We start from the raw sequence: 26069 nt of genomic DNA on the forward strand, positions 1-26069 counted from the left end.
GGCGGGTACGGGAGCCGCTTCAGACGCGTTCGAGGTCCACGGTCTGCTCGGCCGGCTCCACGGTCTGCGGACCGGCCGCTCGCGTGCGGTTCGCGAGGGAGACCACCGCGGCCCCGAGTGCGGTCATCGCGATTCCCGCTCCGAACATCTCGGGATAGCTGATCGACGGGAAACGCTCGACGACCCAGGCCATCACAGCCGGCGAGGCGAATCCGAGATAAGTCAGGGTGTAGAAGACGGCGGTGAGCCCGGCGAGATCGTCGGGTCCGGCGAGACGCTGGACCTCCATGAGGCACGAGATGAGCGCCATGCCGTAGCCGCAGCCCAGGACTATGGCGGTCACCACCGCGAGCACGATCGACGGGTGCAGCACGACGACGATCGCCAGCGCCATCCCCACCGCCACCAGACCCAGTGCCACGAGCAGGGTGCGCACCGACCCCGGGCGGTCGATCCGCTTGCCGAGGGTCTGGATGAAGAAGCCCGCCGTGAGTCCCGCGACGCAGCAGAGACCGGCGAACGCGATCGCGGTGCCGGGCGTGTGTTCGGCCATCATCGCGGGAATCACCGCATAAGCCATCGCGCAGGCGCCGAAGACCCACGGCGCCACCGGCGCCACGAGCAGCCAGAACCGCGGCTTCATCGCCGAGGGAATGCGCATCGCGTCCCGCAGCCGACCGTCCGAGGCACGCGGCCGGGTCTCCGGCGTCCGCAGGATCAGACCGAGCGAGGCCACCGCGAGTGCGACGTTGACCAGGTACGACAGCTGTCCCGGCAGCGGAGCCCACTGCGCGAGCACGGCCGCCAGGCCGGCACCGATCCCGAAGCCCGCGGTCAGGCTCAACGCGGCGCGTCGGGCACCGGCCGACGGCGGATCGCCCGCCCGGTCCGACAGTTCCTTGATCCACGTTCCGCCGACCGCCATCGCCAGACCCAGCGCCACGCCGCTCAGCACGCGGCCGGCGGCCAACAGCGGAACCGAGTGCTCGCCGAGCGCCAGGAGGACGGACCCGGCCGCCGCGATCACCGGCGACGGCAGCATCAGCGCGCGGCGGCCGAGCCGATCCGACAGCGGTCCGCCGACCAGCAGTGCCGGGACGATGCCCAACACGTACAGGAACAGCAGGGCGTCCACCACCACCGCCGACATCTGCGATGCGGTCCGGTACATGACCAGCAGCGGTGTGAACTCATTGCCGCCCCATGCCGCGGTGAAGACCGCCAGCGAGACCGCGGGCCACCCGGCGACCGCGCCGCGTGCGCGTTCGGCCGCGCTCATGCCGCGCTTCCGTCCGTGCCGTGGACACCGGTGAGGTGTGCGGTCAGCAGCGACGCGAAACGGGCGGCGTCGGCCGCTCCGACCACCTGCGCGAGGTCGGCGTGATCGGCCACGATGCGTTCGGTGATTCCGGGGTCGTGACGCAGTCGCTCGGCCGTCATCCGACGGTGCCGTTCGCCCAGCGAGACGTAGAAGTCGGCCAACAGCCCGTTGCGCCCGGCGGCGACGATCAGCTGGTGGAACTCGGCGTCGAGCCGCGCGAACTCCGACGCGTCGGCCGGATCCACCAGCCGGTGCCGCGAGAGGTTGTCCTCCAGTCGGCCGACCAGTGCGGCGATGGCCACGGTGTCGCCCGACACTGACTCCATCGCGTGAGTCTCGAGCAGCACACGGGCGTCGAGGACGTCCCGGGCCTCGCCTTCGCCGATCGGGACGATGAGCGCGCCGCGCTTCGGGTACAGACGCATCCAGCCCTCGGCGGCCAGCCGTAGGAAGGCCTCGCGGACCGGTGTGCGACTCACGTCGAACCGAGTGGCGATCTCGCCCTCGCTGATCATCTCCCCGCCGGGAAGGTCGCAGGTCAGGATCAATTCCTTGACCTCGTCGTACACGCGGTCCGCGGATGAATACGTCATAGACACAAGTTGTATGTTAGCGCTCGGCGGCCTCGACGGCCGCATCGGGGAGGCGACCCCGCAGGCGCGTGCACTTCTCGTGCGCGCCGATGGCACAATCTCATCCGTGCCGCGTCGGCTCCATCCTCTTCGACGCGGGCGTCACCGCCACCGTCGACGGCCGAGCGACCCTCCCCGCGATGTGACTTGCGCGACGACGCGACCGTTCGGCGCCACCGTGCCGCCGAGACGAATACGCTGCACACACTCCGCGGCGCCCTTCACCTCTGCGCGTGTCGGCAGCATCCGCGGAGCAGATCTGACAACGGACAACGGCGTCCGCATCGAGGAGACACAGTGACCAGTACGGCAGACGAGACGATCGCTGCACCGAGCGAGCCGGAGACCACCGACATGCCCATCACCGACGACGAGATCTTCGACGCGCACCGCGGCGGCAAACTGTCCGTCGAACTGAGCGCCCCCATCGCCACCCAGCGCGATCTCTCGATCGCCTACACACCCGGCGTGGCGCAGGTATCGCGCGCGATCCACCGGGAACCCGAACTCGTCAACGACTACACCTGGACCGACCGGTTGGTGGCGGTGGTGTCGGACGGCACCGCCGTCCTGGGGCTGGGCGACATCGGCCCGCGCGCCTCGCTGCCGGTCATGGAGGGCAAGGCCGCCCTGTTCCGCACCTTCGCGGGCCTGAACTCCATCCCCCTGGTGCTCGACACCACCGACCCCGACGAGATCGTCGAGACGCTCGTCCGGCTGCGGCCCAGCTTCGGCGCGGTGAACCTCGAGGACATCTCGGCGCCGCGCTGCTTCGAGATCGAGCGCCGCGTCATCGAGGCGCTCGACTGCCCGGTGATGCACGACGACCAGCACGGCACGGCGATCGTCGTCCTCGCAGCCCTCAAGGGCGCGGTCCGATTCCTGGGCCGTGAGCTCGCCGGACTCAAGGTGGTCGTCTCGGGCGCCGGCGCGGCCGGGGTGGCGTGCGCCAAGATCCTCAAAGCCGCGGGCGTGGACGACATCGTGGTGCTCGACTCCAAGGGCATCGTCGGCACCGACCGCACCGACATGGTCGAGTACAAGAACGAGGTCGCCGCCTGGAGCAATCCGCGCGGGCTCACCGGCGGTGTCGCCGAAGCCCTCGACGGCGCCGACGTCTTCCTCGGCGTCTCCGCGGGGACCGTCGACGAGAAGCTCATCGCCTCGATGGCCGACGACGCGATCGTCTTCGCGATGTCGAATCCCGACCCGGAGATCCATCCAGACGTGGCCGCCAAGTACGCGGCGATCGTCGCGACCGGACGCAGCGACTTCCCGAATCAGATCAACAACGTCCTCGCCTTCCCCGGCGTCTTCGCCGGAGCGCTGGACGCCGGCGCCCGCCGTATCACCGAGGGCATGAAGATCGCCGCCGCCGAGGCGATCCTCTCGGTGGTGGGCGACGATCTGGCCGCTGACCGCATCGTGCCCAGCCCACTCGACGAGCGGGTGGCCCCCGCTGTGGCCGCGGCCGTCGCCGCCGCGGCCCGCGCCGAGGGCGTCGCCGGATAGCGAAATCCACTGGCCGAGGCCGTCGCCGCACCGGCAGACTGGGACGCATGTCCCTCTGGTGCAGCGACGGCCTCGACTTCACGGCGTATCTGGACAGGATCGGTGCGGCCGCACCGCCCGTACCGACGCTCGACGCGCTGCGCGAGCTCCATCGCGCCCACGTCACGTCCATCCCGTTCGAGAACCTCGAGATCATCGTCGGCCGACCGATTCCGCTCGACATCGCTGCCGTCCAGCGCAAGCTGGTCGAGCAATCGCGCGGCGGTTACTGCTTCGAGCACGTCGCGCTGTTCGCCGCCGCACTCGAACGCCTCGGGTTTCGCTTCACAGCCCTGTCCGGGCGGGTGATTCTCGGCGGCGACCCCGAGACGCGGCCTGCGACGCATGCGCTCCTCGCCGTCGAGTTCGACGACGGCAGTCGATACCTGTGTGACGTCGGCTTCGGCCGCGGCCCCCTCGAGCCGATCCCGTTGGCGAACGGCGCGGAGGTGGAGCAGGACGGCTGGGGTTTCCGCCTCACCTCTTCACCGGTCGGCGACCTGTTCGGTACCGCACGCTGGGTCCTCGCCCAGCGGGCCGAAGAGTGGATCCCTCGCAACGCGTTCACGTTCGATCCGCAGTTCCCGATCGATTACGCCGTCGGCAATCACTTCGTCTCCACTTCACCCCGGTCACCGTTCGTCACCCGATCCTTCGTTCAGCGCTTCGACGAACGCACACACGAGACCCTCGACGGGGTCACCTGGACCACGGAGAAACCGGACGGCCTCTCACAGGTCCGCGACGTCGAACCCGCGGAGCTCCCGGTCCTGCTCGCGGACGTCTTCGGCGTGGTCCTGGACCCGGACGATTGTCGCGCGGTGATCGCAGCGGAGACCCGACGCATCGCGGAATCGGTCTCCTAGCACCCGTTTTGCCTGCGAGGCTGACGACTCGGTACCATCATGAGCGCTGTCGTCAGACGGCACGCCGCCTTAGCTCAGTCGGCAGAGCGATTCACTCGTAATGAATAGGTCGGGGGTTCGATTCCCCCAGGCGGCTCCGTGTGATGAGTCGCGACATCGTTTACACACGATGTCGCGACTCATTGCTTTTCCGGGGGTTCGCGGGTTGTCGGTGTGTTCTTGTCTGGCGGCTGGTAGTCGCGGGTGTCGTCGATGTGGTGGGTGGCGATGATTGTGCCGGTCTCTGCGTGGGTGGTGATGACGTCGTGGTCGTGGATCAGCATGAGTACTGGCTGGCCGATGTTGGCTCGGCCCATTCCGAGGTGTCGTAGGCGGCCGGCGTAGCGGAGGCTGACTTTGCCGTGGTTGTCGATCCGGTCGGTCCGGGTACGCCACTCTGGTTCGGTGGTGGTCTGCGGGTGTGCCTTCGCCAGCGCGGTGTAGGCCTGGCAGGGTGTGCGGCGGCCTAGCGAACGGTGCGGACGGTCGGTGTTGTACCAGGTGCGGAAGTCGTTGAGATGTGCTTGTAGGTCCTCGATGGTGGTGGGTCGGGGGCGGGCGCGGAGCCACCGTTTGAGGGTTTGGTGGAAGCGTTCGATCTTGCCTTGTGTCTGCGGGTGTCCGGGTGAGCCGTTCTTCTGGGTGATGTGGTGGGCTTCGAGGAGTTTCTCGAAGCCGTTACGGCCGGCGTTGCGTGCGGTGAGTCGGGTGGTGAACACCATCCCGTTGTCGGTCAGGGTCGATGACGGTGCCCCGTACTGGTTGATCAGTGCGTTCATGACGGTGACGACATCTGTTCCGGTGTATGCGTTCTGCGTGCTGATGTGGAGCAGGAATCGAGAGTGATCATCGAGAAAGTCGAGGATCTCTACCCGGTCTCCGTGGGCGAGGTACCAGTGAGTGATGTCGGCTTGCCAGCATTCGTTGGGCAGGTCGGCTTCGAAGCGGATGTAGGAACTGCGGGGCCGTTTGCGGGGTTCTGGGGTGATCAGGCCCGCGGCGTGCAGGATGCGGCGGATCGTCGAGGCCGCAGGCACCTGCAGTCCTTCCCTGTGCAGGTGCCATCCGATGGTCTCTGGTCCGGCGTCTTTGCCTTCGGCGGTCAGTTGTCGGCGCAGTGCGATGATTCGGTCGGTGATCACTGCCGGGGTCGTTCCGGGGCGATGACGGGGAGCTCGTGAGCGCGGCACCAGACCTGCGGGTCCTTCGCGGTCGTATCGCTTGAGGAGTTCGTACACCCACTGCCGGGACACTCGGTAACGCGCGGCAGCCTGTGTCGGTGTGAGGTGTTGGTCGCGGACCGCGCGGACGATCACCAGTCGTTTGTCTTCGGTTGTCATGCCCGATCGTGGCATCGGCTCACCGTCGAGGTCACTGTCAACGATGTCGCGCTGCAGGTGTCAACGATGTCCGCGGCCAAAACGTCAACGATGTCGCGCCGCAGGTGTCAACGATGTGCGCGGAAAACCCCCGATGAGACGTGTCAACGATGTCGCAGTCTCACACACCCCAGGCGGCTCCGCTGTGATGAGTCGCGACATCGTTTACACACGATGTCGCGACTCATTGCTTTTCCGGGGGTTCGCGGGTTGTCGGTGCCACCCGATGGTCACTGGTCCGGCGTCTTCGCCTTCGACGGTCAGTTGTCGGCGCAGTGCGATGATTCGGTCGGTGATCACTGCCGGGGTCGTTCCGGGGCGATGACGGGGAGCTCGTGAGCCCGGCGCGCCAGCCCTGCGGGTCCTTCGCGAGTCGTTTGTCTTCGGTTGTCATGCCCGATCGTGGCATCGGCTCACCGCGTCGAGGTCACTGCCACCGAGGTCGCAGTCTCACACGCCAGGCGGCTCCGCGAAACTCTCCGGCCATGTGCAGATCCGTGCCACGAACCGTCGTCGATGACGCCGAATCCGCCTTCGGTGGCTATATTTCAGGCGAACTCCCCGTTCCGGACCCGACAGGACGTGCCCCGAATGCTCCGAAATCTCCGAACTCTCGTACTAACCGCCGCGGTCGCGCTGACGGCCGTCGCCGGTGTGACCGTCGCGACTCCCGGCGAGGCCGCCGCCGCCGACCGCTACCAGGGTCCGACCCTGAAATCGGAGCAGGGCTCGTTCAATGGCAAGAACGTGCGGCTGACACTGACCAATCCGAACCCTGCCACCGTGCTGGGGAGTTCCTGCACCTCAGCGCTGCTCGACGGCACTCAGGCACTGCAGGCCTTCGTCGCTTTTAACGCCGGCGACTACGGGACGATCGTCAAGATCATGCTGAACTCCGGACTGCGGTTCGGTCCCGCCGCGAGCAACAACCTGATCAGTCCCGGACCCAACAGCAACTCCACGGACGTCAAGGTCGGCGACGGCGTCTACCTGTTCCTCGGAACGTGCGGCGGTTTGGGCACCCTGCTCGACCCGACTGATGTCGGCGTCACCGTGCGTCCGGTGATCGTCCCGAGCGGCATCGGCAGCATCGGCTCGGTCCTGGACTTCGGCAGCCTGGCGATGCAGTCCGGCGTCGGCAGCTCCGATTTCGCGAGCATCCTCAGCCTGCTCTCGGCCAGCTGACGCGGGCGGAATACCCGGCGGCTGGCCGACGTTCCATTCGCAGTCACACCGCAGATGAGATTGTGAAGCCATGAACGCTCCGACCGCCGACCGCATGCCCGCACTGTTCCTCAGCCACGGCGCTCCTCCCCTGGTGGACGACGAACGGTGGGTCGGCCAGTTGGAACGACTCGCCGCCGACCTTCCGCGACCGCGGCAGATCCTGGTGGTCTCCGCTCATTGGGAGGCCGCACCGCTGACCATCGGAGCCACGGACTCGAGAGTCCCCCTCACCTACGACTTCTGGGGATTCCCGGACCGCTACTACCGAACGACGTACCCATCGCCCGGCGCACCCGATCTCGCTGATCGGGTCGCCGGGCTGATGCCGTCGGGCGAGCAGGTGCATCGCGACGCCGAGCGGCGGCTCGACCACGGCGCATACGTGCCGCTCACGATCATGTACCCGGACGCCGACATCCCGGTGCTGCAGATGTCGATGCCGACCCTCGATCCCGCGCGCCTCATGCGTCTCGGCGAGCGGCTCACCGAACTGCGCGACGAGGGCGTGCTCATCATCGGATCCGGTTTCACCACTCACGGCTTGCCCTTCCTCGACGATCCGTCGCCCGGCGCGACGCCCCCGCAGTGGTCGGTCGACTTCGATGAATGGACACGCGAACGCTTCGCCGCCGGCGACGTCGACGGTCTCCTCGACTTCGCGCACCGCGCACCCGGTATGCCGTACGCGCACCCGCGAACCGAGCACTTCGCGCCGCTGTTCGTCACCCTCGGCGCCGCCACCCGGGCCGACGCCGTACCCGAGCAGCCGATCGACGGCTTCTGGATGGGACTGGCCAAGCGCAGCATCGTCACCGCGTGACCCGCGCCCTCTGCCTGCCGGTACCGGACGTTGAGCGGGCAGTCGCACAGGCTTGTTCGGCGTCCAGCCCCCAGGCTCGTTAAGCGAGCAGCCACCACCCAGGCTTGTTGAGCGAGCGGAGCGAGTCGAAACTCCCGCTGGCTGTGTTTCGACTCGCTCCGCTCGCTCAACTGGCCTGAGAACTAAAGCGGCCTAGGAACCAGACGCTCGCTCAACAGCGACAGCCGGCGTGCCGCTCGCATCCCCGACAGTGCGAGCGGCACACCGGCCGTCACGCCGACGGTCGTGTGCCGACCGTCAGTCTCTCCGACGCCTCCTCGACGTCACGCCCCGACGCGCTAACCCCTCTCATAGCGCGCCGTGGGCGTAAGCCCCGACAGGCCGGCCGCTGCTCCCCGGCGGCTGACCCTCGTCCCTCTCCCCTGCGCACCTATAGTTGAGGCAGGTTCCGCACCGTCCGAGGAGACTCATATGCCCGACTTCATCGACAAGATCAAAGAGAAGGCCGAAGCTGTCTCCGCGGCGATCGACAATGAGCTGACAGTGCTGGAGGGTGCCGGCGGCGACGATCCGCTCGCCGAGCACGACGAGGCGGAAGCCGCCGACGGCGACGACTGATCGCTAGGCGTCCCCCGCCGTAGCGAACCGTCGCGACACGTACCACCCGGCCGCGGCCGGGATGCACATGATGCCCGCGAAGATCGCAGTCCCCGTCAGCGGACGAGTGAACACCTCGCCGCCGGCGTAGCCGACCGTCCCGTGGTACAGGACGGAGACCGCGTAATAGAGGACTGTGGCCAGCACGAGCCTGGACACGATGGCCCAGTTCCGGCCGATCCGGTCCTCCAAGTTCTCCCAAGTGAGCATGCAACCATTTCACGCGCCCACGCGTGACGGATGAAATCGCCGGATCCGAGAATCGGGATAACCTGCTGGTCAAAGGACTGAAGAATTTCTCCGGTCCGGAGAAACCGGCTCCGGTGGAGCCCGCCTTCGGGCGTTCAGCGGCGTGCCAGCTGCCTGCCGATCCGCACCACCATGGCGTCGACGGCGAACTTGGGCTTCACATTCGTCTCGAGTGCCTCACGGCACTCCAGCACCGCCTCAAGGCACCGCAGAAGCTGTTCGGGAGACGCGTGCCGCGCCATCGGGACGGTCAGGTCCTGAGCCTTGTCCGGGTGCATCAGTGTCACCTGTGCTCCCATCGACAGCGAGAGCCCGTCGCGGAACAGAGCCGCGAGGTCGACGAGCGCGCGGTCGAGCACGTCTCGCATCGTCCGGGTGCGGCGCGATTTCTGCCGCTTCTCGAGTTCCTTCACCGCACCGGCCGTTCCGCGGGGCGGCCGTGCGGTGCCCTTGCCGGTTCCGCCGGCACCGAGGGCGGTCATCAGTTCCTCGGTCTCGGCGGCGTCGCGCTCGGCACTGATCTGGTTCGCTGCCTCGGTCGCCGTCTTGACGAGCGTCTCGGCCGCCGCGAACGCGGTGGAATCGCGGGTGGCTGCCCGAGCCAGGCCGAGCGCTTGGTCGCGCTGTGCGCGTGCCGACCCATCGACGGCGAGGCGGCGGGCCCGGCCGACGTGCCCGCCCGACACCGATGCCGCCCAGGACGCGCGGTCGGCGTCGATCCCGTCACGGTCCACCAGGACGCGGGCGATGTCGGCGGCCGCGGGCGCGGTCAGTCCCACATGCCGGCACCGCGACCGGAGCGTGATCGCGATGTCCTCCGGCGCCACCGAGGGCGCGCAGAGCAGGAAGATGGTGCGGTCCGGCGGCTCCTCGACGGCTTTCAGCAGCGCGTTGGCGCCCTGTTCGGTGAGCCGATCGGCGTCCTCGACCACCACGATCTGCCAGCGACCGGTGGTCGGGCGGCGGGCCGCGAGTTGGACGATGTCGCGGATCTGCGCCACCGAGATGGTGAGCCCCTCGGGAACGATGTGCCGGACGTCGCCGTGAGTCCCGGCCAGCACGGTGGTGCACGCACGGCATTCACCGCAGCCCACCTCGTCGGCCGCCTGACACTGCAGCGCGGCCGCGAAGCAGGTCGCGGCCACCGACCTGCCGCTGCCGGGAGGACCGGTGAACAGCCAGGCGTGGGTCATCGACTCGCGCGGACCCGCCTCGGACTCGGATCCCGGGCCCTCGTCGAACATCGACACCGCCCCGGCGTCCGCTTCGTCGAGTCGAGCGGCCACCGACCGCGCCGACGTCGCGGCCGCCAGAAGCTCTTCGATCAGCGCTTGCTGCCCGATCATCCGGTCAAAGACATTTGTCACATCAGCCAGCCTAAAGGCCAGTTCAGACAACACGCATCCCGCACGCTGTTTAACAATTGCAAGCATGCCGCTACCTTGGATGACATGGTAAGACGACGGTCGTGGTTGTCCAGAGCAGCGCACACCCTGCGCTGGCTGGCACACACACCGTGGCCGGTCCTCGCACTCGATATGCTTCGCGCGAACCTGATCGGCGCTCTGTTCACATTCGCCTTCCTGCGTTTCGGCATGCCGCGCGTCGACTCGATCTCGATCAGCGAGTTCAACGCCCAGAATCAGGTGGCCTTCGGGCTGTACCTGTTCATCGCCATCATCGTCGGTGCGTATCTCTCCATCCAGCTGAGCATGCCGGTGCTGATCTGGCACCGTCGGCGGACCAGACTCGACGACGACGCCGCACGCAAACGGGCGCTGAACCTCCCGACTCTGCTGACCGCGGTGAACCTCGGCCTGTGGGGCATCGGCGGAGTGATCCTCGCGGTCATCAACCTGCGCACGTCGATGAAGGACTTCGTCGTCGTGATCATCGCCAGCCTGATCGGCGCCCTCGTCACGGGCGTGCTGAGCTTCATGCAGGCGGAGAAGGTACTGCGGCCGATCACCGTGGCCGCGATGGCCAACGACCCGGACAACTCCAACGCACCCGGCATCGCCACTCGGATCACCGTGTTCTGGGTGGTGTCGGTAGCCGTGCCGATGACGATCATCGCCGCGCTCATCATCCTGCAGCGCACGGCGGTCATCGACACCGACGCCGTCGGCCTGCAGCGGCCCATCCTGTGGATGGCCGCGGCCGCCCTGGTGTTCGGGCTGCTCGCGATCACCCGCCTCGTCCGGTCCATCACCGATCCGGTGAAACAGCTGCGCGTCGCGCTGAATCAGGTCCGCGCCGGCAACCTCAACGTCGCGGTGAAGATCTACGACGGCAACGACCTCGGTCTGCTGCAGGCGGGCTTCAACGAGATGGTCTCCGACCTCCGCGAACGCCAGCAGCTGCGCAACCTGTTCGGACGCTATGTCGGCGAGGACGTCGCCCGTCGGGCGATCGAGACGGGCACCGAACTCGGCGGCGAGGAGCGTTACGTCGGCGTGCTGTTCGTCGACATAGTCGGGTCGACGCGTTTGGCGGTGAACCGGCCGCCGCGCGAGGTGGTGGAACTGCTCAACGAATTCTTCAAGGTGGTCGTCGACGTGGTCGGCAGGCACGGCGGATTCGTCAACAAGTTCCAGGGCGACGCCGCGCTGGCGATCTTCGGCGCGCCCCTCGAGCAGGACGATTTCGCCGGTTCGGCGCTGGCCGCCGCACGCGACCTGCGCGTCGAGCTCGCGCGACGGCTCGGCGACGTGGACATGGGTATCGGCGTCTCCGCGGGCAAGGCGGTGGCCGGCCACATCGGCGCGGAGCAGCGGCTCGAGTACACGGTGATCGGCGATCCGGTCAACGAGGCGGCACGCCTCACCGAACTGGCGAAGGACGAGCCGACCCGCGTGCTCGGCTCCGCCCGCGCCGTCTTCCTCGCCGGCGAGGGCGAGGCCGAGCACTGGCGGATCGGCGAGGGCGTCGAATTGCGCGGCCGCGGCATCGAGACCCTCCTCGCCCGCCCCGACATCGACGTCGCCGAGCCGACGTCCACGCTGGAGTAGTTCCGGGGCGGGCCCGAGGTCACCCGGGGTGGCAGTCCTTGGTCACGTGGTCTCCGGTCCTGTTCGGCACTGTCGGCGATGGGACTCGACGCGCGAGGATGGGTCGATGAGCTACACCCTCGACCGACCCGTGATCGTCGGAGTGGACGGGTCCCGGCGCGCGCTCGGAGCCGCCCGATGGGCTACGGAGTGGTGTGCCCGCACGCGGTCTCCGATCCGGCTCGTGTACGCCGTTCCGGACGATGTGTGGTTCGCCGCCCACGATCCGTTCGCGATGTGCGTCGACCCAGCGCTCCGCCGAGAGGCGAACACAGCCGGGACCAAGGTGCTCACCGAAGCCCTGGCCGCTGCCCGCGAGGTCGCACCGGACCTGGACATCGCCACCCAGGTCTACAGCGGCACCCTCGCCGACCACGTCGCCGAGTACTCCTCCGGGGCGTCGATGGTGGTCATCGGATCGACGCGGTCCGGTCCCATTCGCGACGTCCTGCTCGGCAGCCAGGTGATGGGGGTCATCCGATCGTCGTCGTGTCCGGTCCTCGCATGGCGCGAGGACGATCCCGCCGACAGTGATCGCGACGGACTGGTGGTCGGATACGACAGTTCACCTCACGCCGACCGCGCGCTGACCGTGGCTCTGCATCAGGCTCGGGCTCTCGGTGAAGAGCTCACCGTCGCCTATTACTTCCCGGCCGCCGCCATGATCGGCGCCGGATACGCGCTCAACCTCGTCAACTGGAGCCTGGTGGAGCAGGACGGGATCGCACGGCTGCGGCGTCGGATCGCTCCCGCGTGCGAGCAGTTCCCGGAGGTGGACGTCGACATCGTGTATGGCGACTCGTCCGCGGCACGAGGGTTGGTCGGCGCATCGTCGTCCGCCCGGCTCCTGATCGTCGGCTCACGCGGGATGGGGTCGGTGGCGGGCACGTTCATGGGATCGGTGAGCCAGAACCTGGTGCATCACGCGCGGTGCCCGGTGCTCGTCGTCCCGTAGGCGTCACGGCTCCGGTTCGACGGCCGGATGCAGCACCGCAGCCCCCGCGAACCGGCCGGCCTTCAGGTCACGCAACGCGTGCAGCGCCTCGTCGAGCCGGTACGGCCTCGTCGTCACCTGCAGGCGGTGGTCGTCGGCGAACTGGAGGAAGGCGACGGCGTCGTCGCGAGTGTTGGCCTCCACACTCCGGATCTCCTTCTCGTGAAAGAGATGCCTGCGGTAGTCCAGCGGCGGGGTCGCACTCATATGGATCCCGGCGAGGCACAGGATTCCGCCGCGGTCGAGCGCCTCGAGTGCCGTGGGGATCAGTTCGCCGACCGGCGCGAAGATGATAGCCGCATCGAGCGGTTCGGTCGGGCTGTCGTAGGCGCCGCCGACGGACACGGCTCCCAGATCGGCGGCCAGTCGACGCGCGTGGGGAGCCTGAGTGAGAACGTGAACGCGGGCACCCTGATGAATCGCGACTTGCGCGACGAGATGTGCGCTGCCGCCGAACCCGTACAGACCGAGTCGCCCGCCGGGCGGGAGTTCGGCGCGGCGCAGGGCACGGAAGCCGATGATCCCGGCGCACAGCAGGGGCGCCAGCTCGTCGACGCTGTAGCCCGTCGGCAGGCGCAGCGCGTAGGCGGCGGGCACCACCGCGAACTCGGCGTATCCGCCGTCGGCGTCCCATCCGGTGTAGGTGGAGTCGGGGCACAGGTTCTCTGCTCCGCGCCGGCAGTACACGCACCGACCGCAAGTGCTGTGCAGCCACGGGACCCCGACTCGATCGTTCACCCGGAACTCGGTGGTCGTGCCCGGCGCGATCTCCACCACGGTGCCGACGACCTCGTGACCGAGCACGACATGCGGTCGGTGCACCGGTAGATCGCCCTCCACCACGTGGAGGTCGGTGCGGCACACGCCGCACGCGTCGACGCGGATCAGCAGCTCGCCCGGTGAGGGCGTCGGGACCGGTTCCCGCGTCCATTCGATCGGCGACGTCGTCGACACCGGGCCGGTGTCGGTCACGCGCCAGACCCGCATCGTCGCAGGTCGGGCAGCGCGGTCGGGGGCACTGTGATCCGGAGGCGTCGATCGGGAGTCCACCAGTCCAGTGTCCCCCGGCCGACCGGTCCCGGCCAAGGGTCGCAATGCCTCGATCGGCCGGCCCCGGCAGCCTCGGGCCCCGCTCAGTCCTCGGTCTTCGGCGCAGTCTTCTTGGCGGCCGTCTTCTTCGTAGCCGTCTTCTTCGCTGTGGTCTTCTTCGCTGTGGTCTTCTTCGCCGCAGCCGTCTTCTTCGCTGTGGTCTTCTTGGCCGTGGTCTTCTTGGCGGTCTTCTTCGCCGTCTTCTTGGCCGGACCGCGGGCACGGCGGTCAGCGAGCAGTTCCATCGCCCGCTCGGGTGTGATGGTCGCCACCTCGTCGCCCTTGCGGAGGCTGGCGTTGGTCTCGCCGTCGGTGACGTACGGACCGAATCGGCCGTCCTTGATCACCATCGGCTTCTCGCTGACCGAGTCGTTGCCGAGTTCGCGCAACGGCGGCGCTGCGGCCGCACGACCACGGCGCTTCGGCTCGGAGTAGATCTTCAGCGCCTCGTCGAGCGTGACCGTGAACAGCTGCTCCTCGCTGGTCAACGACCGCGAGTCGGTGCCCTTCTTGAGGTACGGACCGTACCGGCCGTTCTGGGCGGTGATCTCCTCTTTGCTCTCCGGGTCCACACCCACCACGCGCGGCAACGACAGGAGCTTCAGGGCGTCGTCGAGCGTGATCGTCGAGATGTCCATGCCCTTGAACAACGAGCCGGTGCGCGGCTTCGGTCCGGCCTTCTTGGCAGCCTTCTTCGCCGTCTTCTTCGCGGTCTTCTTGGCCGTCGTCGTGGTCGTCGCGGTCGCGACACCGCCCGATCCGCCGCTCGGCACGTCGTCGAGCGAGACCACCTCGTCCGCGCCGCCGCGCGGTGTCGGCCCGGCCGGAATGGTCGGGACGGGCGCCGACGTCCCCGGGTCCTCGTCCTCGTCGTCCTCGGACGGAAGGATCTCGGTGACGTAAGGGCCGAATCGGCCCTCCTTCGCGACGATCTGGTGTCCGGTGGCCGGGTCCACGCCCAGCACACGGCCCTCCTGCGGTGTCTCGAACAGCTTCTCCGCGACGTCGAGCGTCAGTTCGTCGGGCGTCATGTCCGACGGCAGGTTGGCGCGCTGCAGATCGGGCTCGGCGTCCGGTCCCGCGACGTTGCGTTCCAGATACGGGCCGTACCTGCCCACCCGCACGAACACCGGACGGCCCTGCGAATCATCGAACAGCTTGATCGAGTTCACCTCGCGGGCATCGATGCCTTCGAGGTTCACTCCGACCAGCTTCTTGAGTCCGCCGACGCGGGCCATCGCGCCCGCCGCGTCTCCGTCGTCGTCGTGCTGAGCCTCGTCCGCGCCGAAATAGAACTCGCTGAGCCAGCGGGTGCGGTCGGCGTTGCCCGACGCGATCTGGTCCAGGTCGTCCTCCAGCGACGCGGTGAAGTCGTAGTCGACGAGGCTGTTGAAGTAACCCTCCAGCAGCCCCACCACGGCGAACGCGATCCATGACGGAACCAGCGCGCTGCCCTTCTTCACCACGTAGCCGCGGTCCTGGATGGTGCCGATGATCGACGCGTAGGTCGACGGCCGGCCGATGCCCAGCTCTTCGAGCACCTTGACCAGCGAGGCCTCGGTGTAGCGGGCCGGCGGGTTGGTGGAGTGTCCGTCGGCGGTGAGCGACGCGGCGGTGAGCGTCTGCCCTTCGCGGAGGTTCGGCAGCCGGTTCTCGGCGTCGTCGGCCTGGCCGCCGGCCAGCGCGTCCACGGTCTCGACGTAGGCCGACAGGAAGCCGGGGAACGTGATGGTGCGGCCGGACGAGGCGAAGGTGACCTGTTCACCGCTGGGGCTGGGACCGGCGGTCGCGTGCCCGGTCAGCCGCAGGCTCATGGTGGTACCGCGTGCGTCGGCCATCTGCGAGGCGACGGTGCGCTGCCAGATCAGTTCGTAGAGCCGGAACTCATCGGTGTCGAGCGCCGACGCCACCTGGCCGGGGGTGCGGAACGAGTCGCCCGCCGGGCGGATCGCCTCGTGCGCCTCCTGCGCGTTCTTGACCTTGCGCGTGTACTGACGCGGCGTCGGGTGGACGTAATCGTCGCCGTAGAGCTGACGGGCCTGCGACCTGGCGGCGTTGATGGCCGACTCCGACAGCGTGGTCGAGTCGGTACGCATGTAGGTGATGTAACCGTTCTCGTACAACCGCTGCGCGATCCTCATCGTGCGGTCGGACGAGAACCGCAGCTTGCGGCCCGCCTCCTGCTGCAGCGTCGAGGTCATGAACGGCGCGTAGGGACGGCGGGTGTACGGCTTCTCCTCCACCGACGTCACCGTGAGCGACGCGCCCTCCAGTGCGGTCGCGAGGGCCCTCGCGCGCGCCTGATCGAGCACCGTGACCCCGGTGGTCTTCTTGAGCTGGCCGTCGGCACCGAAGTCGCGCCCGGTGGCGACGCGGTCGTCGCCGATGTTCACCAGGCGGGAGGCGAAGGTCCGCGGCGACGAGGACTCGCCGGCGTCCACGGTGGCGGCGATGTCCCAGTAGTCGGCGGAGACGAACGCCATGCGCTCACGTTCGCGCTCGACGATGATCCGGGTGGCGACCGACTGCACTCGGCCCGCCGACAGCTTCGGCATGACCTTCTTCCACAGCACCGGCGACACCTCGTAGCCGTAGAGCCGGTCGAGGATGCGGCGGGTCTCCTGCGCGTCGACCATGTCGATGTCGAGCTCACGCGGATTCTCGGCGGCGGCGCGGATCGCCGACTCGGTGATCTCGTGGAACACCATGCGCTTCACCGGGATCTTCGGCTTGAGCGTCTCGAGCAGATGCCAGGCGATCGCCTCCCCCTCGCGGTCACCGTCCGTCGCGAGGTAGAGCTCGTCGACGTCCTTCATCAGCGACTTGAGTTCGGAGACAGTCGACTTCTTGTCGGCGGACACCACGTACAGCGGCTCGAAGTTGTCGTCGACGTTCACGCCGAGGCGAGCCCAGGGCTGGCCCTTGTACTTGGCGGGGACGTCGGCTGCACCGCGCGGCAGATCGCGGATGTGGCCGCGAGACGATTCGACGACGTAGTTCCCGCCCAAGTAGCCCGCGATCTTGCGGGCTTTGGTCGGCGACTCGACGATGACGAGACGCCGGACGGCTGAGGATGCGTTGTCGGAGGCGGCCACGGGTGCCCTTCAGTCAGAGAATTGCTGCTCGATGCCGTTGTACCTTATATAACGCGTCTTCTGCACGTCACCTCGGATTGTGGGGTCGGGACGTTGGTCCCGAATGACACACGTCGGGTAGTCCGAACGGACGACATGCGGTGGGGTCGCCGCACCTCACGGCCTATGGGGAAGGCCACACACCTTCCGGAGCCCCGTCCGGTGCGATGCCGACGGTCTCGAGCAGCCGGGTGACCCGCTTGCGACTGGAGATCCGCAGCGCCGGGTGCGGCCCGCGCGTTCCGACGAGGGTCGGTGCGATGCCGACCCGCATGAGCGCGGTCGACAGCGGCGCGTGAGTGTCGGGGGCACTCGGGTCGAGGCCGAGCAGGTAATGAGCGCCGTCCGGGCGGCCGGACGCGAGAGTCCACAGGCGCAGCGCGTGCGGGGTCGGCGTCCACCCCTCAGGAACCGCCTTCACTGCACCGGCAGACCATGCACGGTGCAGCGCGGTGATCCGCGGATTGGCCTCGGTCCGTGCGATCGGGCGGCCCTCCTCGGAGGTCACGATCTCCGCTTCGAGACCGGCGCCGCGGATCTCCGCGCAGATCTCCTCCGCGCGCCATTGCTCCCCGATCACCACGGAGACGCGTGCACCCCAACTCGTGTGCACCGACTGACCCTGTGCCGCAAGTAATCCGGCGAGGTCCGCGATGGCCGGGTCCTCGATCTCCGCAGAGAACAGCGACATCTGACTCACACGACCATGGTACGGCCCGAATGTGACAGTGAGGTCTCCGGCCGACGCGGGACGAAAAGACCGGACTCCCGGCCGCCGAAGCGGTCCGGGAGTCCGGTGAAGTCTTGTGTCGAACCCTGGCGGGCTCAGAGAAGACTAGAGGGCGTGAACGCCGGTGGCCTGCGGGCCCTTGGTGCCCTGACCGACCTCGAACTCCACGCGCTGGTCCTCTTCCAGGGTACGGAAGCCGTTGCCCTGAATCTCGGAGTAGTGCACGAAAACATCGGCGTTGCCGTCGTCAGGCGCGATGAAGCCGAAGCCCTTCTCCGCGTTGAACCACTTCACAGTTCCCTGTGCCATTTACTGCATTCCTTTACATTGCATTGCATCACCCATCGCAACGGAGCCGCGACGGGGGCCTGTTCCGACCGCCATACTTCAACAAGCCTCGCCGTAGGGCGATGAAACCAACTGCAGTACACCGGCCGCAACGAACTTCGATCAGATCGGAGCATGCGACCGCCTTAAGCTAATCACGTTCCTCACGCCAATGACACCCTCATTCGGCAGGTCGTTCGGCGACACGCCGGAGGAGGCGCCAAAGTCCCTGCGTACCATGGGTGCTTCGGGCAAGACGAATTGAGGGCAGTGAGGCGAGAACACGGCATGTCGCAGCGAGGTTACGGCAGCGAACTTCTCGGCCGCACCCTCGAGGGAACGCCGGAGGGCACCGCGGGCCTCACGCACATGTCGGTGATCGATCCCCGCGGCGCGGAGTTCACCGATTGGCCCGACTGGGTGCACCCGGCGGTGCGCGAGGCGTTCGTCGAACGCGGAGTGCAGCGTCCCTGGCGTCACCAGTCCGAGGCCGCGAGCCTCGCCGCCGGCGGTCGTCACGTCTGTGTCTGCACCGGCACCGCATCGGGAAAGTCCCTCGCCTACCAGCTCCCGGTGCTCACCACCTTCGCCGACGACCCCGACTCGACGGCGCTCTACCTGTCCCCGACCAAGGCTCTCGGGACCGACCAGCTCCGGTCGGTGGCGCAGTTGATCGCCGGCCGGCCGGAGTTCGCGCACCTGCAGCCGTGCGCTTACGACGGCGACACCGATTCGGAGCTGCGTCAGTGGGCGCGGCAGCATTCCCGGTGGATCTTCACCAATCCCGACATGCTGCAGATCGGCATCACCTCCACCCATCCCCGATGGCGGCCGTTCTTCGCGAAGCTCCGCTACATCGTCGTCGACGAATGCCACCACTACCGCGGCGTCTTCGGCTCGCACACCGCGCTGGTGCTGCAGCGGGCACTGCGGATCGCGCGGAAGTACGGCGCCGACCCCGTCGTGATCGGGGCCAGCGCGACCGTGTCGAACCCGGCGCAGGCCCTGTCTCGGCTGATCGGCGAGGACGTCGTCGCCGTCACCGAGGACGCCTCGCCCCACGGTGAACGGACCGTCGCCATGTGGGAGCCGGGTTTCCTCGAAGAGGTCACCGGGGAGAACGAGGCTCCGGTACGCCGCTCCGCAGGATCGGAGGCGGCACGACTGCTCGCCGACTTCGTCATCGAAGGCGCACGCACCCTGTGCTTCGTACGCAGCCGGCGAGGCGTCGAGGTGACCGCGGTGCGGGCCCGGCAGATCCTGGCCGAGACGGCACCGGAGTTGGTCGACCGCGTCGCCGCGTACCGCGCCGGATACCTCGCCGACGATCGGCGCCGGCTCGAACGGGCCATCTCCGAAGGCGAATTGCTCGGTGTCGCGACCACCAACGCCCTCGAACTCGGCGTCGACATCTCCGGGCTCGACGCCGTGGTGGTGGCAGGCTACCCCGGAACGGTCGCCTCCTTCTGGCAGCAGGCCGGACGCGCCGGTCGGCGGGGCGAGGGGTCGATCGTCGTGATGGTGGCCCGCGATGATCCGCTCGACACCTATCTGGTGCACCACCCCGAGGCGCTCCTGGAGCGCGCGGTGGAGGCCACCGTCACCGACCCCACCAACCCGTTCGTCCTCGGTCCGCACATGCTGTGCGCGGCGACCGAGTTCCCGCTCACCGAGGCCGAAGTCGCGGCCTTCTCCGCTGAGCAGGTGGTGGCCGACCTCGCCGCCGAGGGCAAGCTCAAACGACGCAAGGCCGGCTGGTACGCGGCACCCGGGCTCGACCCGCACGGCGACATCGATCTGCGCGGCGGCATCGGCGGACAGGTGCTGATCGTCGATGTCACGTCCTCCCGTCTGCTCGGCACCGTCGACACCGCCCGCGCCATGACTTCGGTGTACCCGGGAGCGGTGTACCTGCACCAGGGCGAGAGCTTCGTGGTCGACGAACTCGATCTCGACGACGGCCTCGCACTGAGTCACCCCGAGGAACCCGATTGGACGACGTCGGCTCGCGAGGTCAGCGACGTGTCGATCCTCGAGACCGTGGACCGCCGCGAGTTCGGTCCCCTCACCGTCGCTCTCGCATCGGTCGTCGTCACCAGTCAGGTGGTCGGTTTCCTCCGCAAGTCGCTCAGCGGCGAGATCCTCGACTCGGTTCCGCTCGACCTGCCGGAGCACCGACTCGAGACCCGCGCCGTGATGTACACGCTCACGCCCGAGGCGATGATCGACGCCGGCATCGCACTCGACAAGTTCCCCGGCGCACTGCATGCCGCCGAGCACGCGGCCATCGGAATGCTGGGGCTCGTCGCGACGTGCGACCGCTGGGACATCGGCGGACTCTCCACCGCGCTGCATCCGGGAACCGGCTTGCCGACCGTGTTCGTCTACGACGGTTTCCCCGGAGGGGCGGGCTTCGCCGATCGCGGGTACGAGGCGTTCACCGAGTGGGTCGCAGCCACCGAGGCCGCCGTCTCCTCATGCGGCTGCGACACCGGCTGCCCGTCGTGCGTGCAGTCCCCGAAGTGCGGCAACGGCAACGAACCGCTGGACAAGGAGCACGCGATCAAACTGCTCCGCCTGATCGGTCGTCTGCACACCTAGCTCCGGGCCGACCCGCGGCCCTACGGCGACTCGACCGGCCCCGCCCGCGCGACCGCACGCGCCTCACGAATACCGAAGCGACCCAACCGAACCCTGACCGCGACGGACAGCTGCACGTCGTCGCCGTCGACCACGCAACCGGTCATCCTCGGACCCCCCTCCTGCCTCGACATCAGCTGCCGCGCGGCCGCACACGCCTCCCCGTCTCCACTGACCCGCACCGCGGCGGCCGCCAGTGCGGACAGGTCCGCCGCCGACTGCGCCCGATGCCTCGCCACCACCGCTGCTCCGGAATACAGCATCGCCACCAGCAGGAACCCCAAACCCGCGATCACCGCGGCTCCGGCGACGGTCGAGAATCCCTCGTCACCCTCCGTCCGCCGAACGCTCATCGCCGTCCCCCCGGTCCGCCCGCCTCATCGCCGGTCGGCTCGCGAGCGGCCACCGCCTTCGCCGAGACTCTGACGAAAGGAAGCAGCGGGACGTCCGCCGACACCTCGACCACCACCCGGTCGTTCTCACCGGACACCGCGATTCCCGCACCGGCGGGCGCCACCTCCGCGCCCACGCTGCGGGCCGACTCGTCTCCCGCGGCCGTCAGCCGCGCCACCTCGCGTGCCGCATCGGTGCACCGGATCTGCGCCGACACCGCGGCCACCGCTCCAAGGCCGATGAGCAGAAACGCCGCTATCGCCGCGAGTGCATAGGCCGCCTCCACGGTTACCATCCCGGACTCGTCGCGGGCGCACCGCCGGATCAGCGCGACCGTCCGGCCACGCACGGCTCACCCCGCCGACGTGCTCAGCGCCTTGCCGATGATCCCGGTCAGTGCCGAGAGCACCGAATCGCCGGTGACCACCGTGTACAGAAGCGCCCCGAACGCCGCCGCCGCGATCGTGCCGATCGCGTACTCCGCCGTCGACATGCCCTCCTCTTCGACCGCGAGCCGGATCGTTAACTCCCGAATCTCCGTCCAGCGTTGCCGCGCGGTCCCCGGAATCGTCATGACGTCCCCCTTTCGTCGATGAAACCCTGCATCACTTAGACGCGCGAAAGGCCGGACCGGTTCCGACGGCGGCGGTAGGGCGTGTCGGCTAAGAACTGCGCGCGGGCCGACGTCGGCCGGTCACGCCCCGCACACCACCGACCGGCCGAATCTCGTCGAGCACCAGTCGGCGAACCCGGGCATGTGGAGCACCGTGACACCGTCCTCCGCCGACTGCGCCAGGACCGCGGTCCACGACGTGCCGGGCTGGTTTCCGAGCGGTTCGCCCGTGTGCCAGGTCATGGTGTCCAGCGTGACGACGATGCCGTTGCCGTGCGCTCCCCACGTGGCGGTCCACTTCTCCACATTCGCGGCGCCGGAGGCCAGGGTGACCAATGCGGTCCCATCCGGCTGAAGCGTCATCTGCCGTCCGTGCCCGGTCCACTTCCCGTAATAGCTCGACAGATCCGACCTGGGAGAGGTCTCCGTGGCCGCCTCGGTCGTCTCCGTCGACTCAGTCGGCATGACCGTCACCGTGGGCGACCCACTGTCAGTCACGGGCGCTACCGACTTCGTGACCGTGACGACCGTCGACGGGGCGCTCTGCCGCACGGCGCGGTCGCCGTTGTCGCAAGACGCGACTCCGACCGCCAGCAGCGCCGCTCCGGCCGCCACGGCCATCCATCGGGTGACCGCACGTGTATCCATGTACGAAGCGTGCGCGTCCGGGCGGGAAGAGGAAAGAGCGGCAGAACCGAATTCTGCCGTCTGAATGACCCGGGACGCCCTGCACCGGCGCACGCCTCCGTCACACGCCCGCGAGGAGTCCCGACGCCAGGCCGATCACCACCGGCGCGATGCCCAGACATACGAACGCGGGAAGGAAGCACAGCCCCAGCGGTCCGCTGATCTTGACTCCCGCACGTTCGGCTGCTTCGAGAGCGGCGTTCTCCGCACGCCGCCGTGTGCCGTCGGCGAATCCCGAAACCACGTCGGCCACCGCCGAACCCGCTCGCGATGCCCTCCTGATCAGCGCCGCGAGTTCCGCGAACTCCGGGCTGTCGGACTCTGCGGCTGCCCAGGCCTGGTCCGGATCGGAGCCGAGCGCCAGGAGTTCCGCGGCTCTGGTGAGCGACCTGCCCAGCACCGGCGGCGACGTCCGGGCCGCGACCGCCGCCGCGGTCGCCAGCGGCAGTCCGGACCGGAGGCACACCGCCAGCGTGTCGTAGCCCGCTGCGATGTCGAAGGGATCCGGCGATCCTCCGGCCTCGTCCCCCGCACCGGTCTGCTCGGACTCCCGGACCCGGGCGAGCACCCACCCGGGCGGTGGCCACGCGAGCAATGCCGCCGCCAGAAGCACCAGCGCCGCACTCACGGCGCCACCGCCCTATTCGTGATCCGCCCGGCCCATGCGAGTCCGGCGACCGCCAGCAGCGTGCCGATCACCAGCAGAACACCGCCCGTCCCCGTGCCCAGCAGCACTCGAGCCGGATCGGCTCCCATCGCCTGTCCGAGTACCAGTCCGAGCATCGGCAGACCTGCGAGAACCACCGCGGTGGCTCGTGGCCCCGCGAGCCCGGCTCTGGTCCGCGCGGCGAAGTCCTGCCTCGACAGGAGATCCGACCGCAGCGCGGCGAGCACCTCACCGATGGGCAGCCCGAACTCGAGCGACATGGCCCATGCCTGCGCCAGACGCCGGACCGGGTTCGACGCGGTTGACGGGGGTGGTCCCGGATCGCCGCCGAGTTCGGCCCGGGCCGCCATCCGGGCCAGTTCGTCCGCGACCGGTCCGGACGACCCGGACTGCAGCAGGTCGGACGCCGCGGCGCGACACGCCTGGACCACAGGGGCACCGACCGACAGTTCGGCTCCCATCACTCCGAGCGCGGCGATCAGCTCGCCCATGTCGCGATCTCGCGCAGCGTCCCGTCGCGTCTGCCTCCGCTGCCGGGTAATCGCACCGGCCACCAGCGCCCCGGCGACACCGGGTGCGACGCCGAACACGATCAGCGCGCCCGCGGGCAGCGCCCAGACCGTCAGCCAGGGGTCGGTCCGCCGGCGCGAGCCCCGATCGGCACGACCGCAGAGTTCCTCGAGTCTGCGGTGAGCCTGCGGCGCCGGCCACAGCAAGACGGCGGCCGCTGCCGCGAGGAGCAGCGGAACCACGGTCACGACCGACTCCCGATGAGCCGCACGAGAGTCTCCCGACGGTCGGTGAAACCGGTTCCGGCCCGCCACGCGGGCACCACCCGGACCAGCCCGGCTCGATCCCGTTCCACCACTCCGATCTCGGTCATCGACCGTCGACCGCCCGCGGTCCTGGCCATTCCGAAGATCACCTGGATCGCGGGACCGAGTTGGCTGTGCAGAGCCTCGCGCGCCATCCCGCCGAGGGCCGCGAGCGCTTCCATCCGGGCGGGGACCTCGGTGATCGAGTTAGCGTGCAGCGTGCCCGCGCAGCCGTCGTGCCCGGTATTGAGCGCGGTGAGCAGATCGATCACCTCGGCGCCCCGGACCTCCCCGACGACGATCCGGTCGGGTCGCATTCGCAGTGCCTGCCGCACCAGCATCCGGACCGTCACCTCACCGACGCCTTCGACGTTGGCCGCGCGAGCCACCAGGCGCACCACGTGCGGGTGGCACGGCTCCAGTTCGGGCGCGTCTTCCACGCACAGGATCCGCTGACTCGGGTCGACCAGACCCAGCAGACTCCCCAGCACAGTGGTCTTGCCCGCCCCGGTCCCTCCGACGACCAAGAAGGCGAGCCGAGCCGCGATCACGCCTGCGACCAGGTCTCTCACCTCGGCGTCGATCGAGCCGCCCGAGACGAGCGCCTCGAAATCGTGTGTGGCACTCCGCAGCACGCGCAGCGAGATGCAGGTTCCGTCGGGTGCCAGCGGGGGAATGAGGGCGTGCAGCCGCAGATGCGAACCGCTGCGGCCGACTCCCGTGAGCCGGCCGTCGACCCACGGCTGGGCGTCGTCGAGCCGCCGGCCCGCGCTGAGCGCCAGCCGCGCGGCCAGGCGGCGCACGCTCGCCTCGTCGTCGAACACCACGTCGGTCAGCTGCGGACCGTCACCGCGGTCGGCCCACACCTGCCGCGGTCCGACCACCAGTACGTCCGTCACCGCGGGGTCGGCGAGCAGCACTTCGAGACGTCCGACGCCGACCATCTCCGTCTGCAGGTAACGCAACGCCGCGAGCAGGTCGGTGTCGCCGAGCAGCCCGCCGGACTCAGCACGGATCGCACACGCGATCATCTCCGGTCCCGGCGACGGCGCTCCCGGCCCCGCCTCGGCCGCGAGACGATGCCGGACCCGTTCGAGCAGCTCGGCGTCGACGCCGGTCACCGGGCACCCACTCGTGCGCGACGGCAGACGGCTTCGGCTGCTCGGGTCAGCGGGGAGAACCGGCGCAGCGTGAGCCCGCCCGCCTCGCATCGACCGGGCAACGATGCGTCGGCTCGGAAACCGCCGAGCAGTTCCAGTCCGACGGCATCGGCGACCTGAGGGGCGGTCAGTCCGCTCGGCGACGGGCCGCGGACCAGCAGCAGCGGTTCGCGCTCACGGAGCAGACGGTCGAGTGTGCGGCGGGTGGCCGCGACGGCGGCGACCGTCGCCGTGGTCACCACGACGGTCAGGTCGACGGAGTCGACGATCCCGGCCGTGACCGGCCCCGGTTCCCGTCCCACGTCGGCCACCACCGCGTCTCCTGCACCGCGGCTCGCGTCGAGCGCCGCGAGCACGGTCTCCGGGCGCAGACTCGAGGGCTGCTCGCGACCGGCGGAGAGAACCCCCACACCGCGCGTGCGCGGCACGGCCGACCGCAACGCCGCGCCGCCGATGGAACCGGTCTCCCCGTTGACGTCCGACCACCGCAGGCCCGGCTCCGATTCGATACCCAAGAGCAGATCCGCACCCGCACCGGCCTGGTCGACGTCGAGAAGCAGCACGCCGGTCGTCCGTGCGGCCACGAGCGCCACCGCCGCGGCAAGCGTGCTGGCCCCGGCACCGCCGTGCCCCGGCACCACCGCGACCGCACGCGCCGGATGCCGACGCGGTTCGCGCGCCCGCGACAGCGTTGCGACCAGTTCGGCTTCCTCCTCGGGGAGCACGAAACCGCCGTCGGCGCCGAGAACCAGGCCCGACCGCCACAGCCGCGCGTCGTCGCCGGCGCCGCTGACCGCGAACAGCCCGTCGCGCCGCGGCAACTCCTGCCCGGCGAGGACGTCGAGAGCCGCCGAGTCGGCGACGACCGCGGCGGCTCTGAGCCATTGGTGTCTGCAGCGCGCCGGATCGCCGACCACCATCGCGAAGCCGGCGGCCGCACTGCACCGCGCGAGATCGTCGTGGAGAGACTCCTGAGCCAGGACCAGCAGCACATCGCTCATGCTCCGAGCGTGCCCGCAGGCGCCGAGT

General features: G+C 69.0%; 25 protein-coding genes, 1 tRNA gene and 1 pseudogene. 9 read left to right on the top strand and 18 right to left on the bottom strand.

Annotation, left to right across the window (positions count from 1 at the left end):
- Window positions 1-19: 19 nt before the first annotated feature.
- Window positions 20-1279: an MFS transporter gene (locus ACK8HH_RS16545; protein WP_278125244.1), complete on the bottom strand. Its 1260-nt coding sequence runs from the start codon at window positions 1277-1279 to the stop codon at window positions 20-22.
- A complete protein-coding gene (locus ACK8HH_RS16550; protein WP_222111458.1) occupies window positions 1276-1914 on the bottom strand; it encodes a GntR family transcriptional regulator in 639 nt (212 codons plus the stop codon). Before ACK8HH_RS16550 ends, ACK8HH_RS16545 begins: the two co-directional genes overlap by 4 nt.
- 393 nt (window positions 1915-2307) lie before the next feature.
- Here ACK8HH_RS16550 and ACK8HH_RS16555 point away from each other — a divergent pair, with 393 nt between their 5' ends.
- The 3 genes from ACK8HH_RS16555 to ACK8HH_RS16565 all read left to right on the top strand — a co-directional run bounded on the left by ACK8HH_RS16555 (window position 2308) and on the right by ACK8HH_RS16565 (window position 4506).
- On the top strand, window positions 2308-3465 hold the full coding sequence (locus ACK8HH_RS16555; protein ID WP_233500182.1) for an NADP-dependent malic enzyme: 1158 nt from the start codon (window positions 2308-2310) through the stop codon (window positions 3463-3465).
- A 47-nt stretch (window positions 3466-3512) separates the two neighbouring features.
- On the top strand, window positions 3513-4370 hold the full coding sequence (locus ACK8HH_RS16560) for an arylamine N-acetyltransferase family protein (RefSeq protein WP_278125248.1): 858 nt from the start codon (window positions 3513-3515) through the stop codon (window positions 4368-4370).
- Between the two features lie 63 nt (window positions 4371-4433).
- Window positions 4434-4506 (top strand) — tRNA-Thr (locus ACK8HH_RS16565).
- Window positions 4507-4549: 43 nt separating this feature from the next.
- On the opposite strand, the gene ACK8HH_RS16570 is transcribed toward ACK8HH_RS16565, so the two are convergent.
- Both ACK8HH_RS16570 and ACK8HH_RS16575 read right to left on the bottom strand, forming a co-directional pair.
- On the bottom strand, window positions 4550-5749 hold the full coding sequence (locus tag ACK8HH_RS16570) for an IS481 family transposase (RefSeq protein WP_278125250.1): 1200 nt from the start codon (window positions 5747-5749) through the stop codon (window positions 4550-4552).
- Between the two features lie 255 nt (window positions 5750-6004).
- A pseudogene (locus ACK8HH_RS16575) lies at window positions 6005-6156 on the bottom strand (IS481 family transposase); the annotation flags it as partial.
- Window positions 6157-6379: 223 nt separating this feature from the next.
- On the opposite strand from ACK8HH_RS16575, the gene ACK8HH_RS16580 reads away from it, so the two are divergent.
- From ACK8HH_RS16580 to ACK8HH_RS16590, 3 genes are all read left to right on the top strand, one after another.
- A complete protein-coding gene (locus ACK8HH_RS16580; RefSeq protein ID WP_006898119.1) occupies window positions 6380-6973 on the top strand; it encodes a hypothetical protein in 594 nt (197 codons plus the stop codon).
- Between the two features lie 70 nt (window positions 6974-7043).
- Entirely contained in the window at window positions 7044-7835 is a 792-nt protein-coding gene (locus tag ACK8HH_RS16585) for a dioxygenase (protein ID WP_006898120.1), read from the top strand.
- 471 nt (window positions 7836-8306) lie between these two features.
- Window positions 8307-8453, top strand: coding sequence for a hypothetical protein (locus ACK8HH_RS16590; protein WP_197462905.1), 147 nt, complete (start codon window positions 8307-8309; stop codon window positions 8451-8453).
- Window positions 8454-8456: 3 nt separating this feature from the next.
- Here the strand turns inward: ACK8HH_RS16590 and ACK8HH_RS16595 are convergent, their stop codons facing one another.
- Together ACK8HH_RS16595 and ACK8HH_RS16600 are read right to left on the bottom strand one after the other, a co-directional pair.
- A complete protein-coding gene (locus tag ACK8HH_RS16595) occupies window positions 8457-8702 on the bottom strand; it encodes a hypothetical protein (protein ID WP_006898121.1) in 246 nt (81 codons plus the stop codon).
- Window positions 8703-8836: 134 nt separating this feature from the next.
- Window positions 8837-10108 carry a DNA polymerase III subunit delta' gene (locus tag ACK8HH_RS16600; protein ID WP_039868125.1) on the bottom strand — a complete coding sequence of 424 codons (1272 nt, stop codon included), beginning with the start codon at window positions 10106-10108 and terminating at the stop codon, window positions 8837-8839.
- Window positions 10109-10192: 84 nt separating this feature from the next.
- Here ACK8HH_RS16600 and ACK8HH_RS16605 point away from each other — a divergent pair, with 84 nt between their 5' ends.
- Both ACK8HH_RS16605 and ACK8HH_RS16610 read left to right on the top strand, forming a co-directional pair.
- On the top strand, window positions 10193-11752 hold the full coding sequence (locus ACK8HH_RS16605; protein WP_062366416.1) for an adenylate/guanylate cyclase domain-containing protein: 1560 nt from the start codon (window positions 10193-10195) through the stop codon (window positions 11750-11752).
- A 106-nt stretch (window positions 11753-11858) separates the two neighbouring features.
- Window positions 11859-12746, top strand: coding sequence for a universal stress protein (locus tag ACK8HH_RS16610; protein WP_062366414.1), 888 nt, complete (start codon window positions 11859-11861; stop codon window positions 12744-12746).
- A gap of 3 nt (window positions 12747-12749) precedes the next feature.
- Here ACK8HH_RS16610 and ACK8HH_RS16615 read toward each other — a convergent pair whose 3' ends face one another.
- From ACK8HH_RS16615 to ACK8HH_RS16630, 4 genes are all read right to left on the bottom strand, one after another.
- Window positions 12750-13772: a zinc-binding alcohol dehydrogenase family protein gene (locus ACK8HH_RS16615; RefSeq protein WP_412475739.1), complete on the bottom strand. Its 1023-nt coding sequence runs from the start codon at window positions 13770-13772 to the stop codon at window positions 12750-12752.
- 146 nt (window positions 13773-13918) lie between these two features.
- Window positions 13919-16969, bottom strand: a complete 3051-nt coding sequence (gene topA, locus ACK8HH_RS16620) for a type I DNA topoisomerase (RefSeq protein ID WP_412475363.1) — start codon at window positions 16967-16969, stop codon at window positions 13919-13921.
- A 163-nt stretch (window positions 16970-17132) separates the two neighbouring features.
- Window positions 17133-17708, bottom strand: a complete 576-nt coding sequence (locus tag ACK8HH_RS16625; protein WP_412475364.1) for a hypothetical protein — start codon at window positions 17706-17708, stop codon at window positions 17133-17135.
- Window positions 17709-17843: 135 nt separating this feature from the next.
- Window positions 17844-18047 (bottom strand): cold-shock protein, encoded by a 204-nt coding sequence (locus ACK8HH_RS16630; RefSeq protein ID WP_006898129.1) that lies wholly within the window; start codon window positions 18045-18047, stop codon window positions 17844-17846.
- 306 nt (window positions 18048-18353) lie between these two features.
- Between ACK8HH_RS16630 and ACK8HH_RS16635 the strand changes: the two genes are divergently transcribed.
- Window positions 18354-20666: a DEAD/DEAH box helicase gene (locus ACK8HH_RS16635; RefSeq protein ID WP_346076765.1), complete on the top strand. Its 2313-nt coding sequence runs from the start codon at window positions 18354-18356 to the stop codon at window positions 20664-20666.
- Between the two features lie 20 nt (window positions 20667-20686).
- Here ACK8HH_RS16635 and ACK8HH_RS16640 read toward each other — a convergent pair whose 3' ends face one another.
- The 8 genes from ACK8HH_RS16640 to ssd form a co-directional block, all read right to left on the bottom strand.
- Window positions 20687-21058, bottom strand: a complete 372-nt coding sequence (locus ACK8HH_RS16640) for an Rv3654c family TadE-like protein (RefSeq protein ID WP_412475365.1) — start codon at window positions 21056-21058, stop codon at window positions 20687-20689.
- Window positions 21055-21393, bottom strand: a complete 339-nt coding sequence (locus ACK8HH_RS16645) for a TadE family type IV pilus minor pilin (protein ID WP_412475366.1) — start codon at window positions 21391-21393, stop codon at window positions 21055-21057. The genes ACK8HH_RS16640 and ACK8HH_RS16645 overlap by 4 nt, the downstream gene beginning before the upstream one ends.
- Window positions 21394-21450: 57 nt before the next feature.
- Window positions 21451-21672 carry a DUF4244 domain-containing protein gene (locus tag ACK8HH_RS16650; protein WP_006898133.1) on the bottom strand — a complete coding sequence of 74 codons (222 nt, stop codon included), beginning with the start codon at window positions 21670-21672 and terminating at the stop codon, window positions 21451-21453.
- Window positions 21673-21792: 120 nt separating this feature from the next.
- On the bottom strand, window positions 21793-22359 hold the full coding sequence (locus ACK8HH_RS16655; RefSeq protein ID WP_412475367.1) for a hypothetical protein: 567 nt from the start codon (window positions 22357-22359) through the stop codon (window positions 21793-21795).
- Between the two features lie 100 nt (window positions 22360-22459).
- Entirely contained in the window at window positions 22460-23026 is a 567-nt protein-coding gene (locus tag ACK8HH_RS16660) for a type II secretion system F family protein (protein WP_006898135.1), read from the bottom strand.
- Window positions 23023-23823 (bottom strand): type II secretion system F family protein, encoded by an 801-nt coding sequence (locus tag ACK8HH_RS16665; protein ID WP_412475368.1) that lies wholly within the window; start codon window positions 23821-23823, stop codon window positions 23023-23025. Before ACK8HH_RS16665 ends, ACK8HH_RS16660 begins: the two co-directional genes overlap by 4 nt.
- Window positions 23820-25001, bottom strand: a complete 1182-nt coding sequence (locus ACK8HH_RS16670; protein ID WP_412475369.1) for a TadA family conjugal transfer-associated ATPase — start codon at window positions 24999-25001, stop codon at window positions 23820-23822. Before ACK8HH_RS16670 ends, ACK8HH_RS16665 begins: the two co-directional genes overlap by 4 nt.
- The gene (gene ssd, locus ACK8HH_RS16675; RefSeq protein WP_375003424.1) at window positions 24998-26041 is read right to left on the bottom strand and encodes a septum site-determining protein Ssd; all 1044 of its coding nucleotides are present in this window, start codon (window positions 26039-26041) and stop codon (window positions 24998-25000) included. Before ssd ends, ACK8HH_RS16670 begins: the two co-directional genes overlap by 4 nt.
- Window positions 26042-26069: the final 28 nt, after the last annotated feature.

It is taken from the genome of Gordonia sp. LUNF6, from assembly GCF_047041125.1.
Taxonomy (GTDB): domain Bacteria; phylum Actinomycetota; class Actinomycetes; order Mycobacteriales; family Mycobacteriaceae; genus Gordonia; species Gordonia sihwensis.

What these genes read in the sequence shown, in the direction of transcription:
- ACK8HH_RS16580 (WP_006898119.1), top strand. Translation starts at nt 6,380, where the DNA reads ATGCTCCGAAATCTCCGAACTCTCGTACTAACCGCCGCGGTCGCGCTG.
- ACK8HH_RS16640 (WP_412475365.1), bottom strand. Translation starts at nt 21,058, where the DNA reads ATGAGCGTTCGGCGGACGGAGGGTGACGAGGGATTCTCGACCGTCGCC.
- ACK8HH_RS16590 (WP_197462905.1), top strand. Translation starts at nt 8,307, where the DNA reads ATGCCCGACTTCATCGACAAGATCAAAGAGAAGGCCGAAGCTGTCTCC.
- ACK8HH_RS16635 (WP_346076765.1), top strand. Translation starts at nt 18,354, where the DNA reads ATGTCGCAGCGAGGTTACGGCAGCGAACTTCTCGGCCGCACCCTCGAG.
- ACK8HH_RS16560 (WP_278125248.1), top strand. Translation starts at nt 3,513, where the DNA reads ATGTCCCTCTGGTGCAGCGACGGCCTCGACTTCACGGCGTATCTGGAC.
- ACK8HH_RS16605 (WP_062366416.1), top strand. Translation starts at nt 10,193, where the DNA reads ATGGTAAGACGACGGTCGTGGTTGTCCAGAGCAGCGCACACCCTGCGC.
- ssd (WP_375003424.1), bottom strand. Translation starts at nt 26,041, where the DNA reads ATGAGCGATGTGCTGCTGGTCCTGGCTCAGGAGTCTCTCCACGACGAT.
- ACK8HH_RS16645 (WP_412475366.1), bottom strand. Translation starts at nt 21,393, where the DNA reads ATGGTAACCGTGGAGGCGGCCTATGCACTCGCGGCGATAGCGGCGTTT.
- ACK8HH_RS16555 (WP_233500182.1), top strand. Translation starts at nt 2,308, where the DNA reads ATGCCCATCACCGACGACGAGATCTTCGACGCGCACCGCGGCGGCAAA.
- ACK8HH_RS16650 (WP_006898133.1), bottom strand. Translation starts at nt 21,672, where the DNA reads ATGACGATTCCGGGGACCGCGCGGCAACGCTGGACGGAGATTCGGGAG.
- ACK8HH_RS16630 (WP_006898129.1), bottom strand. Translation starts at nt 18,047, where the DNA reads ATGGCACAGGGAACTGTGAAGTGGTTCAACGCGGAGAAGGGCTTCGGC.
- ACK8HH_RS16655 (WP_412475367.1), bottom strand. Translation starts at nt 22,359, where the DNA reads ATGGATACACGTGCGGTCACCCGATGGATGGCCGTGGCGGCCGGAGCG.
- ACK8HH_RS16615 (WP_412475739.1), bottom strand. Translation starts at nt 13,772, where the DNA reads ATGCGGGTCTGGCGCGTGACCGACACCGGCCCGGTGTCGACGACGTCG.
- ACK8HH_RS16545 (WP_278125244.1), bottom strand. Translation starts at nt 1,279, where the DNA reads ATGAGCGCGGCCGAACGCGCACGCGGCGCGGTCGCCGGGTGGCCCGCG.
- ACK8HH_RS16585 (WP_006898120.1), top strand. Translation starts at nt 7,044, where the DNA reads ATGAACGCTCCGACCGCCGACCGCATGCCCGCACTGTTCCTCAGCCAC.
- ACK8HH_RS16550 (WP_222111458.1), bottom strand. Translation starts at nt 1,914, where the DNA reads ATGACGTATTCATCCGCGGACCGCGTGTACGACGAGGTCAAGGAATTG.
- ACK8HH_RS16595 (WP_006898121.1), bottom strand. Translation starts at nt 8,702, where the DNA reads ATGCTCACTTGGGAGAACTTGGAGGACCGGATCGGCCGGAACTGGGCC.
- ACK8HH_RS16610 (WP_062366414.1), top strand. Translation starts at nt 11,859, where the DNA reads ATGAGCTACACCCTCGACCGACCCGTGATCGTCGGAGTGGACGGGTCC.
- ACK8HH_RS16570 (WP_278125250.1), bottom strand. Translation starts at nt 5,749, where the DNA reads ATGACAACCGAAGACAAACGACTGGTGATCGTCCGCGCGGTCCGCGAC.